Origin of the sequence: Paraburkholderia kirstenboschensis (genome assembly GCF_904848585.1) — a bacterium.
GTDB lineage: Bacteria > Pseudomonadota > Gammaproteobacteria > Burkholderiales > Burkholderiaceae > Paraburkholderia > Paraburkholderia kirstenboschensis.
In genome coordinates, this window is record NZ_CAJHCR010000008.1 from 60019 (window position 1) to 74256 (window position 14238).

14 protein-coding genes are annotated in these 14238 nt (G+C 61.8%); 10 read left to right on the forward strand and 4 right to left on the reverse strand.

The features are described 5' to 3' along the window. Positions 1-266: 266 nt before the first annotated feature. The 4 genes from JMY24_RS20900 (at position 267) to JMY24_RS20915 (ending at position 3803) form a co-directional block, all read left to right on the forward strand. The gene (locus tag JMY24_RS20900; RefSeq protein WP_128596056.1) at positions 267-905 is read left to right on the forward strand and encodes a MarR family winged helix-turn-helix transcriptional regulator; all 639 of its coding nucleotides are present in this window, start codon (positions 267-269) and stop codon (positions 903-905) included. A gap of 125 nt (positions 906-1030) precedes the next feature. Continuing rightward, a complete protein-coding gene (locus tag JMY24_RS20905) occupies positions 1031-1744 on the forward strand; it encodes a glutamine amidotransferase (protein ID WP_128596055.1) in 714 nt (237 codons plus the stop codon). A gap of 195 nt (positions 1745-1939) precedes the next feature. Beyond that, complete coding sequence (locus tag JMY24_RS20910) at positions 1940-3052, forward strand: NADH:flavin oxidoreductase/NADH oxidase (RefSeq protein WP_201702821.1); 1113 nt, start codon at positions 1940-1942, stop codon at positions 3050-3052. A gap of 220 nt (positions 3053-3272) precedes the next feature. After that, complete coding sequence (locus JMY24_RS20915) at positions 3273-3803, forward strand: SET domain-containing protein (RefSeq protein ID WP_128584500.1); 531 nt, start codon at positions 3273-3275, stop codon at positions 3801-3803. A 59-nt stretch (positions 3804-3862) separates the two neighbouring features. Here the strand turns inward: JMY24_RS20915 and JMY24_RS20920 are convergent, their stop codons facing one another. Together JMY24_RS20920 and JMY24_RS20925 are read right to left on the reverse strand one after the other, a co-directional pair. Next, positions 3863-5365, reverse strand: coding sequence for a sensor histidine kinase (locus tag JMY24_RS20920; RefSeq protein WP_201702822.1), 1503 nt, complete (start codon positions 5363-5365; stop codon positions 3863-3865). A gap of 132 nt (positions 5366-5497) precedes the next feature. Beyond that, entirely contained in the window at positions 5498-6184 is a 687-nt protein-coding gene (locus JMY24_RS20925) for a response regulator (RefSeq protein ID WP_013590077.1), read from the reverse strand. Between the two features lie 169 nt (positions 6185-6353). Between JMY24_RS20925 and JMY24_RS20930 the strand changes: the two genes are divergently transcribed. Continuing rightward, positions 6354-6578 (forward strand): DUF3717 domain-containing protein, encoded by a 225-nt coding sequence (locus tag JMY24_RS20930; protein ID WP_128584498.1) that lies wholly within the window; start codon positions 6354-6356, stop codon positions 6576-6578. Between the two features lie 92 nt (positions 6579-6670). Continuing rightward, complete coding sequence (locus JMY24_RS20935) at positions 6671-7162, forward strand: Lrp/AsnC family transcriptional regulator (protein WP_128596053.1); 492 nt, start codon at positions 6671-6673, stop codon at positions 7160-7162. A 25-nt stretch (positions 7163-7187) separates the two neighbouring features. Here the strand turns inward: JMY24_RS20935 and JMY24_RS20940 are convergent, their stop codons facing one another. Both JMY24_RS20940 and JMY24_RS20945 read right to left on the reverse strand, forming a co-directional pair. Further along, positions 7188-7724 carry a class IV adenylate cyclase gene (locus tag JMY24_RS20940; RefSeq protein WP_201702823.1) on the reverse strand — a complete coding sequence of 179 codons (537 nt, stop codon included), beginning with the start codon at positions 7722-7724 and terminating at the stop codon, positions 7188-7190. A gap of 245 nt (positions 7725-7969) precedes the next feature. Continuing rightward, entirely contained in the window at positions 7970-8869 is a 900-nt protein-coding gene (locus tag JMY24_RS20945; protein ID WP_128584495.1) for a LysR family transcriptional regulator, read from the reverse strand. A gap of 154 nt (positions 8870-9023) precedes the next feature. Between JMY24_RS20945 and JMY24_RS20950 the strand changes: the two genes are divergently transcribed. The 4 genes from JMY24_RS20950 (at position 9024) to JMY24_RS20965 (ending at position 14236) form a co-directional block, all read left to right on the forward strand. Continuing rightward, positions 9024-10562, forward strand: a complete 1539-nt coding sequence (locus tag JMY24_RS20950) for a CoA-acylating methylmalonate-semialdehyde dehydrogenase (protein ID WP_201702824.1) — start codon at positions 9024-9026, stop codon at positions 10560-10562. A gap of 100 nt (positions 10563-10662) precedes the next feature. Continuing rightward, positions 10663-12375 carry a GMC family oxidoreductase gene (locus JMY24_RS20955; protein WP_128596052.1) on the forward strand — a complete coding sequence of 571 codons (1713 nt, stop codon included), beginning with the start codon at positions 10663-10665 and terminating at the stop codon, positions 12373-12375. 326 nt (positions 12376-12701) lie between these two features. Then, entirely contained in the window at positions 12702-13481 is a 780-nt protein-coding gene (locus tag JMY24_RS20960) for an ABC transporter ATP-binding protein (protein ID WP_027776903.1), read from the forward strand. Next, positions 13478-14236, forward strand: a complete 759-nt coding sequence (locus tag JMY24_RS20965) for an ABC transporter ATP-binding protein (protein WP_201702826.1) — start codon at positions 13478-13480, stop codon at positions 14234-14236. Before JMY24_RS20960 ends, JMY24_RS20965 begins: the two co-directional genes overlap by 4 nt. Positions 14237-14238 lie beyond the last annotated feature (2 nt).

A 14238-nucleotide genomic window follows, 5' to 3' on the forward strand; every position in this document is an offset into this window, starting at 1 on the left:
GATGCTTATCAAGAATCGGCGCACATGTCTTCCCCGGTGTTGTCCCATGGTTATCCACAAGTTGCATTGGATAACTTAGCTGTACGATTGGCCGCTCTCGCATAGAATGTCGTCTTAACTGCTTTGGCTTTCAAAGCGGTGAATTTTTGAGATAGTAGAATCCGTCTCGTCCTGTTTTGGGCGGGGCTACCCCACACAGGCTACGGGCGTTCCCGGCAAGTAAAGCCGGCACCGCACAAAAGCTGTAAATAAACCAATCGAAGATTATGAGCGAAGGCGTATACGGAGAACAGGCAACCGGGCGAGTCACCCACAGCCTCTTGCGACTGAGCACGGCCATGCGAAGCCAGGCTTGGGAGTGGGCGGAAGGCGCGGGTCTCACACCCACGCAGGGCGAAATCCTGGTTCTGTTGATGCAGCGAAAGGGCCCGATGCGGCTCGGAGAAATCGCGCGTGAAACGGCATTGACCGCCGCTACCACGAGCGACGCCGTCAGCACGCTTGAAACCAAGGGGCTTGTCGAAAAGCGCCGTGCACTCGACGATGGTCGCGCGCTCGCCGTTCGCCTGACCGCTCGTGGGCGCACGGCCGCCAAGCGCGCCGCGCAATGGCCGGACTTTCTGGCCAAGGCAGTCGGCACCTTGCGCGACGACGAGCAGGCCATGTTCTACCGCACGCTGCTCAAGACGGTTCATCAACTGGAAGCGCAGGGCCACATTCCGCCGCACCGCATGTGCCTGAGCTGCACGCATTTCGAGCCCAGCAAGAATCCGAAGAAGATGCCGCATCATTGCGCGTTGCTCGACCTGAACATGGCCGATACGGACCTGCGTCTCGATTGCGCGGTGCATGAAACCGCTGACGCCGCGACGCAGAAGAAGACCTGGAAGATCTTCGCCCAATAAGGCGGCTGCTTTCCTGACAATCCGCTACACTGCAAAGCCGGCTCCGGCAGGCGGCCTTGGCCGCCTGCCAGCCGTTGGGCGCCGCGTAGCGGCAGGTCTCCAGTCAACCTGAAGGTGACAGGCTGATGAATCAGGAAGTTCTGGCCATTCGCCACGTGCACTTCGAAGATCTGGGCAGTCTCGAACTGGTGCTCGGCGAGCGTGGACGTCCGGTCCGTTATCTCGACGTCGGCTTTGCGCGCATCGAAGCGCCGAATCCCGTTGCGCCATCGTTGATGGTGGTGCTCGGCGGCCCGATCAGCGCCACCGACGACGCGCTTTATCCCACCCTCGTGCCGCTGCTCTCGATGATCGAAAGACGCATCGAGGCGGGGCTGCCTACACTCGGCATTTGTCTCGGCGCGCAATTGATCGCGCGTGCGCTCGGGGCGCGGGTCTATCCCGCGATCCATGCGGAACTCGGCTGGGAGCCGCTCACGCTTACCGATGCCGGGCGAGCATCGCCGGTGCGTCATCTCGATGGCGCGCAGACATCCATGCTGCATTGGCATGGCGACACCTTCGATCTGCCCGCCAACGCCACGCGTCTTGCATCCACGAGCGCGTGCGAAAACCAGGCGTTCGCATGGGGCGACCATGTGCTCGCATTGCAATGTCATCCCGAGATTCGCGCCGACCGCTTTGAGCCGTGGTTGATCGGCAATGCCGGCGAACTCGTCGCCCACGGAATCGACGCACGCCGGTTGCGCGCCGAGACCGCGCAATTCGGTCCGGCTCTGGAAGCTGCCGCTTGCCGCATGTTCGGCGAATGGCTGGATCAGGTGGAACCCAGGCCCTGAGCGCGAGCAGGTCGGCGAGACTGAAGTTGGCGCCGCGTTGCCAGGCCAAAGCGGCGGCTTGAGCGTCCGGTCTGTCTCCGGCTTGAACGCGACCGGCAGTCAGAACGCCGACTCTTATCGACACTGCGCTGCCTGCAGTAAACGAACTGCGGTGCTATGCTCGTTCGCTCTTGGGTTTTAACTGGGCGGTGATCCATGAGCGCGCTATTTTCTCCACTCACGCTGCGTAGCGTGACGCTTCCGAATCGCATCGTCGTGTCGCCGATGTGCCAGTATTCCGCCGAACGCGGCGAGGCAACCGCGTGGCACATGATCCATCTTGGCAGTCTTGCGTTATCGGGTGCCGGCATGTTGTGCATCGAAGCGACAGCCGTCGAGCCGGACGGCCGCATTACGCCAGCGGATCTTGGTTTATGGGACGACGCCACCGAGGCTGCGCTCAAGCCGGTGCTCGCCGCGATTCGCAAGCATTCGCATATCAACGTGACGATGCAGCTCTCGCATGCCGGGCGCAAGGCGTCGAGCCAGGCGCCGTGGGAAGGCGGTCAGCTGATTCCGGTATCGCAAGGCGGCTGGTTGCCGCACGCGCCTTCGGCATTGCCGCACAAGGCCGGCGAAGAGCCGCCGTTGGCGCTCGACGCGCCGGGGCTGAACCGCATTCGCGAAGCCTTCGCGGCATCGGCCCGCCGCGCGGCGCGCCTCGGTATCGATGCATTGGAAGTGCATGCCGCTCACGGCTACCTGTTGCATCAGTTTCTGTCACCACTCGCGAACCAGCGTGACGACGACTACGGCGGCTCGCTCGAAAACCGCATGCGCTTTCCGCTTGAGATCTTCGACATCGTGCGCGCATCGTTTCCCGCCGACAAACCGGTCGGCGTTCGCGTGTCCGCGACGGATTGGGTCGAAGGCGGCTGGACGCTTGAAGACACCATCGTGTTTGCGCAGGAGTTGAAAAAGCGTGGTTGCGACTGGATCGACGTATCGTCCGGGGGCGTGTCGCCGTTGCAGAAGATTCCGCTTGAACCCGGCTATCAGATTCCGTTCGCGAAGGCCGTCAAAAAAGCGACGGGTCTCACGACCATCGGCGTCGGACTCATCACAGATCCGCTTCATGCCGAGCAACTGATCGAACAGGGCGACGCCGATCTGATCGCGCTGGCCCGTGCGCTGCTGTATAACCCGCGCTGGCCGTGGCACGCCGCGGCACAACTTGGTGCGACGGTCGAAGCACCTCCGCAGTACTGGCGTTCACAACCGCGCGAGCAAAAGGCGCTGTTTGGCGAGATTTCGTTTGGACAAAGATGAAGCCTCCAATGGGCATGATGCGGCCTCACGTTTTTGACGGTTGAACGAAGCCGTCGTCAGCGTGTAGGATGCCGGATGTGGCGCATGAGCGTCGCAGGTCGACGCGGCGCTCGCAGGGCGCCGCGTTTGCTATCAGCGCCAGAAAAAATCAGCGCGTCAGACGCGGGCGTTTCCGACGGCTGCCGGACTTCATCCCCAGTTCTTCACAAGGATTCATTCAATGAGTTCACGCAGGATCGCCGTGCGTCGTTCAGGTGTGCACGGCAAAGGCGTGTTTGCGCTCGAACCGATTGCGGCCGGCGAGCGGCTAATCGAATACAAGGGCGAGCGGATTTCCTGGAAAGAAGCGTTGCGCCGTCATCCGCATAATCCTGACGAACCGAACCACACGTTCTACTTCGCGCTCGACAGCGGCAAGGTGATCGACGGCAAGGTGAAGGGCAACAGCGCGCGCTGGATCAACCACTCGTGCGCGCCGAACTGCGAAGCCGAAGAGATCGACGGTCACGTGTATGTGCACGCGCTGCGCGACATCGCTGAAGGCGAGGAAATTTTCTACGATTACGGCCTCGTGATCGACGCGCGTCAGACCAAGAAGCTCAAGAAGGAATACGAATGCCGCTGCGGCTCGCGCAAGTGCCGCGGGACAATGCTGGCGCCGCCCGAGAAAGAGAAGGGCGCGGCCAAAACAGCGAAGCCGGCTAAATCGGCGAAATCAACAAAGGTGGCTAAGAAGGCCAAGAAGAAGTAGCGCGAGTTGCCCGGTTCGTCATGCGAATGACGGCGAGGCAACCCGTTCAAGAGACACTGCTACAGATCGACCGGAGCCGAGTGCGCCGGTTTTTTTTCGTGGCGCTGTATGTCGTCTTTCTGCCCGGACGGAACGGCGATATGCACGAGCGGAATACGCACGATGAAACGCGCTCCGCCTTCCAATGCGTCTTCGTAATGCACGCTGCCGTGATGTAACGCCATGATGTCGTGAACGATCGCGAGGCCGAGACCGGCACCGCCATCCACACCGTTATCGCTCTGACCGTCGCCGCGGAAAAACCGCTTGAACAGATCGGCTTGCTGCGTGTGGGGCACGCCCGCTCCATTGTCTTCCACTACGATTTCCGCCATGCGTACCTCGTCGATCACGGTTTGCGACACGGTGACCGTGATGCGCCCGCCGTCGAACCGCGACGGCGGCACATATTTCAGCGCGTTATCCAGCAGGTTCGCGATCACTTCGTGAAGCAGAACCGGATTGCCGCGGGCGATCAACGGATGATCGTTGGTCGGGTCGTCGAGCCGCTGAAAACCGAGGTCGACGTGCGACGTCAATGCGCGTGGCACCCATTCCGCGCCGGTATCGAACGCGAGCGCGGCCATATCCACATTCACGAAGCGTGCAGCCTGCTCGGCCGGTTCGGCGCGCGCAAGAGACAGCAGCTGATTCGACAGACGCACCGCGCGATCGGCCGCCGCACGCAGTTCGCGCACGGCGGCGAGCGTGTGTTGCGGGTCGCGGGCGGTGGCCGCCTGCTCCGCATGCAACTTGACGGCGGTGAGCGGCGTGCGCAACTGATGCGCGGCATCGGCGATAAATTTGCGCTGACCGTCGAGCGCGGTTTTCAGACGGCCAAGCAGCGCGTTCACAGCGCCAGTCAGCGGCCGGATTTCGACGGGCACGTAGGTTTCGTCCACCGGTTCAAGCGACGTATGAGTTTGCCGGTTCAGCGAGTCCGCGAGATCGGTTAGCGGATTGAGCTGCTGATTGACCACTCGCCATACGATCACCCAGCCGGCGAGCAGCAGCAACAGCAGCGGCATCATGATGGCGACGAGGAATTCGGCTGCGATACGAAAACGGTGATGCACCGGCTGCCCGACTTCGACGACGATCGGGTTGCCGACCGGCTGATCCACCCGTACCTGCGCGACGCGCACGGTCACGCCCTGGTGCTGGGTTTCGAACACATACGCGTAATGCATGCGCCGAACGCTCGTGCCTTGCAGCGGAAGGCTCTTATCGCCGGCGATTTCGGTTTCGCCGTTGCTGATCCGATAGACGAGATGCTCGACCGGATCTGAGAACATGGCCTGCGCGAGCGGCGGCACGGTGATAGGCGCTTCGGGGCCCGCGATCTGGATCTGCTTGGAGATGGCGGTCGCGAGGTCGGCAAGCGAGCGGTCGACCACGTGCTGCGTGTACTGCCACGCGAGCCAGTAGGCGATCAGGCCGCTCATGAGCGCGAGCAGCGAAAGAGGAGCAGCTAGGCGCCGCAGCAGCGTGCGGCGCAGACTATTGGCGGCCGGCTGGGGCATGATCGAACGCGCGGGAAAAGGGCAGGCGCAAGGCGCCGTGAAGTTTCGCCGGATGCCGGCGAATCGCGCAAGCAGTGCGCTGCGCCGGCCCGGCGCCGTCGGGCCGCAAGTGAATTGCGGCCTTCACGACGATTATGCGGCCTGGCGGATTTCCTGCAACAGATAACCGAAGCCGCGCACCGTGACGATTTCGACACGGCAGTTCTCGAGCTTTTTGCGCACACGGTGCACATAGACCTCGATTGCGGTGTCGCCAAGATCGCCGCCGAAATGCGTAAGGTGGTCTTGCAGTTGCGCCTTGCTGACCACGCGGCCGTGGCGCAGCAGCAGCATCTCGAGCACGGCGAATTCGCGCGGCGACAGTTCGAGCGGCTTGTCGTCGTTGAAAATGCGGCGATCGACGCCCGACAAACGCACGCCGCCCAGCGACACTTCCGGACGCGGCATGTCGCCGTGCGGTCCGCTGCGGCGCATCACCGCGCGAATGCGCGCTTCGAGTTCGGTGGGCTCGAACGGCTTCAGCATGTAGTCGTCGGCACCGGAATTCAGGCCTTGCACACGGTCGTTCAGTTCGTCACGCGCGGTGAGAATGATCACCGGAGTGTGGCGATTGCTCTGACGGAAGCGCGAGAGCAGCGTCATACCGTCGATGCCCGGCAAGCCGAGGTCGAGAATCACCAGTTCGTGCCGATTTTGCGTGAGGGCCTGTTCGGCGAAAATGCCGTCGTGGACCATGTCGACGGTGAAGCCGGCTTGTTCGAGACTGCTTTGGATGCCGCGCGCGATGGGACGGTCATCTTCGATCAGAAGGAGTCGCATGGATTTCGCTCAAGTACAATGGGTTTAGGCGTTTGGGCAAGCGGTTCGCCGGGCGCCTGCTACACAGTCCTGCTTCACAGACCGCCTGTGGTGTGCCTGTGCCAACTGGCGTAACCGGCCACGAAGCAGTCATCGAGCAGCCTGCTGGCGCACACCGGTAGTCGAAGCCATGTCCGAGATAAGCATTCACGAACTGGAAGCCGCGATCAACTTCTGGCGCGCCCGCTCACCTTCGAGCGGAGACGAACTCGTTCTGTGCAAGGAGGCAAGCGCGCTCTCCAAGCCGTATGCGCTCCTGATTGTACAGCGTCAGAACACGCTAACGCGCGATGCTTTGGACGCCTTTGCGCAGCAAGCGTGGGATTCTTACGTGCGCCTTAAGAATAGCCTGTAGAACTGAAGGTTTGAGTCCCGCGTTGCCTGCAAAGCCCTTTCAATACGACGAATTCTTTAACAAGCGGTAATACAGTCGATGAAACACCCTACATGCTAGAACTCGATCACTTCGATCTCGCACTCCTCGACGTACTGCAGCGCTTCGGGCGCGCAACGCATCAGCAACTGGCCGAACAGGTGCCGCTGTCGCCGTCGCAAATCGGACGGCGATTGCAACGGCTCGAACAGGTCGGCGTGGTGGACGGTTATCGCGTGGTGCTGCGGCCCGAGAAGCTGGGTCTTGGCGTGACGGCTTTTACGAGCCTGAAGCTCAAGCATCATGGCGATTCGATCATCGAGCAATTCCAGCAACAGATCGACACCTTGCCCGAAGTGCTGGAATGCCATGCGGTGGTGGGCGACGCCGACTATTTGCTGCGCATCGTCGCGCCCGACTTGAACTACCTGTCCACCTTCGTGATGAAGAAGCTGATGCGCGTGCCGGGCGTCGATAGCGTGCGCTCGAACATCGTACTCACCACGTTCAAGCGCAACGGGCCGTTGCCGCTTGGCCATCTGTCGCCGGGAACGGCCGCCGCCTGACGCGCGCATTGGCCGCGCGCTTGGCTTATGCCAACTGCTTCGGCTCGCTGTCCGGGCTCAGCAAATCGACGTAGGCGACCGCCACCAGATCCGATTCCGGCACACCGAGGCTCGCGAACATAGCGTGCGCTTCGGCCTGACCGTCTTCTTCATTGTCGTCTTGCGCGAGCACCACTTCGAGTTCCACGAAATCGCCGAGACCGTCGACGCGATCCAGATGAATGCGCGTGCGCCCTGCCAGATACACATGCCGTTCCTTGGTCACGATGCCGCGCGTTGTCAGCGCCGTGGCAAGCAGCGCGTGCATGGCTTCGGGGTTCGTAACAGGACTGCGTGTGTAATACGACGCCTTGGGCCCGTCGCGGTCGTCACGCTGATAGAAGATCAGTTCGGCGGGCGTGCCGTCGTCGAACTGGCGCAGCTTGAGGCGCCCGCGCGGCACGTCGTAGAAAAAATCCTGCTGGCGGAAGATCAAAGGCGTGTCCGGCGCGAGCTGCGCCGCGCGTTCGCGCAGTTGCTCGAAATGCTGCGCGCGGGCTTTTATTTCGATGTTGCGTGCCATGTCAGGCTCCTGTCGAAGAATTGAGTGGTGGGCGGCTTCCGGTGTGACCGGCGCCAAGCTGCCAGGAAGGACAGAGTCGGTTGGAACGGAAAGCGGTGAGGGCGGGCGCCACCGGCGTGCGCGCATGAGAGAACCGTCAATCTAACAAAAACTGCGTGACGCCGCGGTTTAAGCTCCCCAAGATCCGGCGGAAATCGCGCGAACGCTGTCATGAGGACCGCTCATATCGCAGCCGCGTATCGTACTCAGGCGGTCCATTGCAGTTCGACAAGCTTGAGCGCAGCGGCTATCGCCGGCTCGTCCTTGCGTTCGGCGAGCGTGATGAAGCTCAGTTGCGTCGGTACGGTAATGCCTTCGACGATGGTCAACGCGTGCGCATGAGCCTCGGCAATCGCAATTGCATCGCGCGCGAGCGTCAGGCCCACGCCGGATTTGACGAGATCCAGCATCGACGGCTCCTGATCCACTTCCGCGACCTTCACCGGCTTCACGCCGGCCTCCCCGAAAGCGCGGGACAGCAGGCGGTTATGCGCGGAAGCGGGCGGCGTCCAGATCCACGGAAATGCGGCAAGCGAGCGCCAGTCGCGCGCGCCTTTCACGCGGTCTTTCCAGCCGGCAGGCGCAAGCACGCGATACTGGAACTGCGTGAGCGTCAGTGTGTGGAAGGCAGGGCCGTCGCGCGTGTCGTCCTCGGAGGGCACGCCAATGTAATAGCCGACATCCAGTTCCCCTGCGCGGACCTGGTCGAGTACCCAGCCCGACATGCCGTGCCGCAAAGCAGTCTCGATGTGCGGCCACGTCTCCACCAGTTGCTTGAGGAAACCGCCGAGGCGCAGGAACTCCGGGTCGAGAATCGTGCCGATGCGCAAGCGTCCGCGCACCTCCTGGCGCAGCGATTGCGCGGCTCGCTGCACGTCGCTCGCCGCGGCCAGCGCACGTTCGGCGTGCGGCAGAAGCGCCTGACCGTCGCGGGTCAGCGACAGTCCGTGGGAGGTCCGTGTGAACAGCGTGACGCCCAGCGTCTCCTGCAAATGCTTGATTTGCAGACTGACGGCCGGCTGGGTCAAATGCAGTTGCACCGCAGCACGCGTGAGGTTGCCCTCGCGTGCAACGGTGACGAACGCGCGTAGCAGAGTCAGATCCATCCACTGATATTAACGCCGCTTATGGCCCAGTTGAGCATTACTCATTGGATTTCACCGGGCGAAGCGCCTTACGCTGGCGTTTGAGCACGCCAGCGTGTTGGCGGAAGATTCCCAGCAGCCATCTATGAATGGCCCACTATCCAGAGGACAGAACATGAGCGAGACATATCAGGACGATCGCGTCCGCGCGGACGCCGGCATCCGGGCGCTAACCCATTTCATCAACGGCAAGGCGATTGACGGAACGAGCGGCCGTTTCGGCGACGTCTTCAATCCCGCGCTGGGTGACGTCGCCGCGCGCGTGCCGCTCGCGAGCGTCGCCGAAGTGGATGCCGCGGTTGCCGCCGCATATGCCGCGTTTCCCGCGTGGAGCGAGACCGCGCCTATCAAGCGGGCGCGGGTGCTATTCAAGTTCAAGGAATTACTGGACCGCCATCACGACGAACTCGCGGAACTGATCACGCGCGAACACGGTAAGGTGTTTTCCGACGCGAAGGGCGAGGTGATGCGCGGCATCGAAGTAGTCGAGTTCGCATGCGGCATTCCGAATCTGTTGAAGACGGACTTCACGGACCAGATCGGCGGCGGCATCGACAACTGGAACCTGCGTCAGCCGCTCGGTGTGGTCGCCGGCATCACGCCATTCAATTTTCCGATGATGGTGCCGTGCTGGATGTTCCCGGTCGCGATAGCTTGCGGCAACACGTTCGTGCTGAAGCCGTCGGAGCGCGATCCGTCGGCGTCGAACCGTCTCGCGGAACTTCTGAAGGAGGCCGGCTTGCCGGACGGCGTGTTCAACGTCGTGCACGGCGATAAGGTCGCGGTCGATGCGCTGCTCGTGCATCCCGACGTAAGTGCGGTTTCGTTTGTCGGCTCCACGCCGATCGCCGAGTACATCCACACGGAAGGCACGAAGCACGGCAAGCGCGTGCAGGCGCTGGGCGGCGCTAAAAATCACCTGGTCGTGATGCCGGATGCCGATCTCGACCAGGCTGTCGACGCTTTGATCGGTGCCGCATACGGCTCGGCCGGCGAGCGCTGCATGGCGATTTCCGTCGCCGTTGCGGTGGGCCATATCGCCGATGAACTGATCGAGCGGCTCACGCCCCGCGTAAAGACCCTGAAGATTCTGAACGGCATGGAATCGGCTGCTGAGATGGGACCGTTGGTGACGGCCGCGCATCGTGAGAAAGTGGTCGGCTATATCGAAGCGGGCATCGCGGCGGGCGCGAAGCTCGTGGTCGACGGCCGCGGTCATCGGGTGGACGGTCACGACAAGGGCTTCTTTCTCGGCGGTACGCTGTTCGACGACGTATCGACCGATATGAAGATCTATCGCGAGGAAATTTTCGGACCGGTGTTATGCGTGGTACGCGTGCCGGACTTTGCGTCCGCGGTGGAATTGATCAACGCCAACGAGTTGGCCAACGGCGTGTCGCTCTTCACGTCGGATGGCGGCATTGCGCGCGCTTTCTCGCGGCAGATTCAGATAGGCATGGTCGGCATTAATGTACCGATTCCGGTGCCGATGGCGTGGCATTCGTTCGGCGGATGGAAGAAGTCGCTATTTGGCGATCACCACGCATATGGCGAGGAGGGCGTGCGGTTCTACACACGCTACAAGAGCATCATGCAGCGCTGGCCCGACAGCATCGCCAAGGGCGCTGAGTTCACCATGCCGGTTGCAAAGTAGTTCGAGATGTTGGCCTTCGGTGGAGGCGATCCTGTCGCGCCGAAGGCATCGATAAAACCGGTCCTGCATAGGCTGGTAAAAATGATTAGGAGACTGAACGATGAGCAACGCGCAAGCCGCGTCTTCTGGGCGGCGTCTCGAGGGCGAATTCGACTACATCATCGTCGGCGCTGGGACGGCGGGCTGCGTGCTCGCCAATCGCCTGACCGAAGATCCGGATGTGCAGGTGCTGTTGCTCGAAGCGGGCGGCAAGGACGACTATCACTGGATTCACGTGCCGGTCGGCTATCTCTACTGCATCGGCAATCCTCGTACCGACTGGCTCTATAAAACGCAGGCGGAGCCGGGCCTGAACGGCCGCGCGCTTTCCTATCCGCGCGGCCGCGTATTGGGTGGCAGTTCGTCGATCAACGGAATGATCTATATGCGCGGCCAGCGCGAAGATTATGACGAGTGGGCGCGCGTCACGAACGACGCGTCATGGTCATGGAATTCCGTGCTGCCAGTTTTCAGACGCAGTGAAGATCACTACTCGGGCGAGAGCGAATCGCATGGCGCCGGGGGACCGTGGCGCGTGGAGAAGCAACGCCTCAAATGGAAGGTGCTCGAAGAATTTTCGAAGGCCGCGCAAGAGACCGGCATTCCCGCCACCGACGACTTCAATCGCGGCGACAACACGGGCGTTGGCTACTTCGACGTCAATCAGAAGCGGGGTATTCGCTGGAATGCCTCTAAGGCATTTTTGCGCCCCGCAATGAAGCGCCCGAATCTCACCATCATCACCGGAGCGCATACACAGCGCGTGGTATTCGAGGGACGCCGCTGCACGGGCGTCGAATACCGCGGCAACGAAACAGAGTACTTTGCGAAAGCCCGTTGCGAAGTGATTCTGAGTTCAGGCGCAGTCAATTCGCCACAATTGCTGGAGCTGTCCGGCATAGGTAACGGCGCGCGTTTGCAGAACCTCGGTATCGACGTGGTCAACGACCTGCGCGGCGTCGGCGAAAATCTTCAGGATCATTTGCAATTGCGCATGGCTTATCAGGTCGACGGAGTTCGCACACTCAATACCGCATCCGCGCATTGGTGGGGCAAGCTCATGATCGGCTTGCAGTACGCGCTCTTTCAAAGCGGTCCCATGTCGATGTCGCCGTCGCAACTCGGCGCATTCGCGAAGTCGGACCCCGACGATCGCTCGCTCACGCGCCCGGACCTCGAATATCACGTACAGCCTCTTTCGCTGGATCGCTTCGGCGAACCGCTGCATCGGTTCAATGCATTCACCGCGTCGGTGTGCCAGTTGCGGCCCACTTCGCGCGGCAGTATTCATATCGAATCGACAGACGCCGCTGCGCCGCCGTTGATCGCGCCGAACTACCTGTCCACCGATTACGACCGCCATGTCGCCGCCAACGCATTGCGTCTCACGCGTCGCATTGCTGCAGCACCGGCATTGGCCCGTTATCAGCCGCGGGAAATATTGCCGGGCACGGAATATCAGACCGAGGAAGAACTGCAGCGCGCGGCAGGAGTGGTTGGCACGACGATCTTCCATCCGGTCGGCACATGCCGGATGGGTACGACCGACGATCCAGGCGCGGTCGTCGACAACAGACTACGAGTTATCGGTGTCGAAGGACTGCGCGTGGTCGACGCATCGGTCATGCCTACCATCACATCGGGCAATACGAACTCGCCCACGTTGATGATCGCCGAGCGCGCGAGCGACATGATCCGCGAGGATCGGCGTGCACGCGTGGCCGGCAGCCTTGCTGCGCATGCGGGTCAGGCCGTATCGATGTCCGCTGTGTGACACGCGTGTTTACGAGTAGGGCACGCCTCGCGCGTGCCTCGTGTTCTCATCTTCGTGTGTCAGGTCAATCTGCGCGTGTGTGTCTCCAGTGAGAGACTACAGTGCGCAAGCGCTCACACGCGTCATCCACTAAGTGCAAATCCCAATGAATGCGCTGCATCATTGGCGCGACAATGGCAGCCATGCTGCGTGTTGCCCCAAGGATTACCGTCCGGATTGGTGCAGCACGCCAACGAGCGTGCACGGGGTGCCGCCGTCCACATAAGTCGCGCAGAGCTTCGCGCGTAAGATCGTAGTGCTTCGCCTTACTCCGTATGGAAGGGAACATGATTCTCGGCGATACGATTCTCGAAACGCGCGGCCTCACTCGCGAGTTCAAAGGCTTCATTGCCGTGAACGGAGTGAACCTGCGCGTGCGCCGTGGCTCGATCCATGCGCTGATCGGCCCTAATGGAGCAGGAAAGACCACCTGCTTCAATCTGCTCACCAAGTTCCTCGAGCCGACCGCGGGCCAGATTGTCTTTAACGGCGTCGACATCACGAATGAGCGGCCGGCGCAGATCGCGCGGCGCGGCATCATCCGTTCGTTCCAGATTTCCGCTGTGTTCCCGCATTTGACGGCATTGCAGAATGTGCGCATCGGTTTGCAACGTTCGCTCGGCACCGCTTTCCATTTCTGGAAGAGCGAGCGCACGCTGCGCCAGCTCGACGACCGCGCAATGGACCTGCTGACGCAAGTCGGCCTGACTGATTTCGCCGATGTGTTGACCGTCGAACTCTCATACGGCCGCAAACGCGCGCTGGAAATTGCCACGACGCTCGCGATGGAGCCCGAGCTGATGCTGCTCGACGAACCGACGCAAGGCATGGGTCACGAGGACGTCGACCGCGTCACGGCGTTGATCAAAAAAGTATCGAGCGGCCGCACGATCCTGATGGTCGAACACAACATGAATGTGATCGCCGGCATCTCCGACACCATCACTGTTCTGCAACGCGGCGAGGTGCTCGCCGAAGGCAGCTACGCCGAAGTGTCGAAGAATCCGCTCGTGATGCAAGCCTATATGGGCAGCGCCGACGCGGCGCTCGCCGGAGCCCACGCATGAATACAATTGCCGAGCGCGAAAGCCTCGAAGTGAGCGGCACCGCGGCGGGCGCTCCTGCGCTTGAGATCGCGGGTCTGCAGGCGTGGTACGGGGAGTCCCACATTCTGCACGGTGTCGATCTGACGGTGGACCGCGGCGAGGTCGTCACGCTGCTTGGCCGCAACGGCGCGGGGCGCACCACGACATTGCGCGCGATCATGGGACTCACCGGCCGGCGCACGGGTTCGATCCGCATCGGCGGACGTGAAACGATCAACCTGCCCACGCATCGCATCGCGCACTGCGGCATCGGCTATTGCCCCGAAGAGCGCGGGATTTTTTCGAGCCTGTCGTGCGAGGAAAATCTGCTGCTGCCGCCGCTCGTCGGCGACAAAGCGCACATGATGTCGCTCGAAGAGATCTATTCGATGTTCCCGAACTTGCAGGAGCGCCGCATGAGCCAGGGCACGCGGCTCTCCGGCGGCGAACAGCAGATGCTTGCGGTAGCGCGTATCTTGCGCACCGGCGCGAGCCTGCTTCTGCTCGACGAAATCTCCGAAGGGCTGGCGCCTGTCATCGTGCAGGCGCTTGCGCGCATGATCGTTACGCTCAAGGCGCGTGGCTACACGATCGTCATGGTCGAACAGAATTTCCGCTTTGCCGCGCCGCTTGCCGACCGCTTCTATGTGATGGAGCATGGTGCGATCGTCGAGCACTTCGGGGCGAGTGAACTCGAAAGCAAGATGCCGACACTGCACGATCTGCTGGGCGTATAGAA

Coding starts and splice junctions, on each gene's coding strand:
- JMY24_RS20900 (WP_128596056.1), top strand. CDS start 267: ATGAGCGAAGGCGTATACGGAGAACAGGCAACCGGGCGAGTCACCCAC.
- JMY24_RS20905 (WP_128596055.1), top strand. CDS start 1,031: ATGAATCAGGAAGTTCTGGCCATTCGCCACGTGCACTTCGAAGATCTG.
- JMY24_RS20910 (WP_201702821.1), top strand. CDS start 1,940: ATGAGCGCGCTATTTTCTCCACTCACGCTGCGTAGCGTGACGCTTCCG.
- JMY24_RS20915 (WP_128584500.1), top strand. CDS start 3,273: ATGAGTTCACGCAGGATCGCCGTGCGTCGTTCAGGTGTGCACGGCAAA.
- JMY24_RS20920 (WP_201702822.1), bottom strand. CDS start 5,365: ATGCCCCAGCCGGCCGCCAATAGTCTGCGCCGCACGCTGCTGCGGCGC.
- JMY24_RS20925 (WP_013590077.1), bottom strand. CDS start 6,184: ATGCGACTCCTTCTGATCGAAGATGACCGTCCCATCGCGCGCGGCATC.
- JMY24_RS20930 (WP_128584498.1), top strand. CDS start 6,354: ATGTCCGAGATAAGCATTCACGAACTGGAAGCCGCGATCAACTTCTGG.
- JMY24_RS20935 (WP_128596053.1), top strand. CDS start 6,671: ATGCTAGAACTCGATCACTTCGATCTCGCACTCCTCGACGTACTGCAG.
- JMY24_RS20940 (WP_201702823.1), bottom strand. CDS start 7,724: ATGGCACGCAACATCGAAATAAAAGCCCGCGCGCAGCATTTCGAGCAA.
- JMY24_RS20945 (WP_128584495.1), bottom strand. CDS start 8,869: ATGGATCTGACTCTGCTACGCGCGTTCGTCACCGTTGCACGCGAGGGC.
- JMY24_RS20950 (WP_201702824.1), top strand. CDS start 9,024: ATGAGCGAGACATATCAGGACGATCGCGTCCGCGCGGACGCCGGCATC.
- JMY24_RS20955 (WP_128596052.1), top strand. CDS start 10,663: ATGAGCAACGCGCAAGCCGCGTCTTCTGGGCGGCGTCTCGAGGGCGAA.
- JMY24_RS20960 (WP_027776903.1), top strand. CDS start 12,702: ATGATTCTCGGCGATACGATTCTCGAAACGCGCGGCCTCACTCGCGAG.
- JMY24_RS20965 (WP_201702826.1), top strand. CDS start 13,478: ATGAATACAATTGCCGAGCGCGAAAGCCTCGAAGTGAGCGGCACCGCG.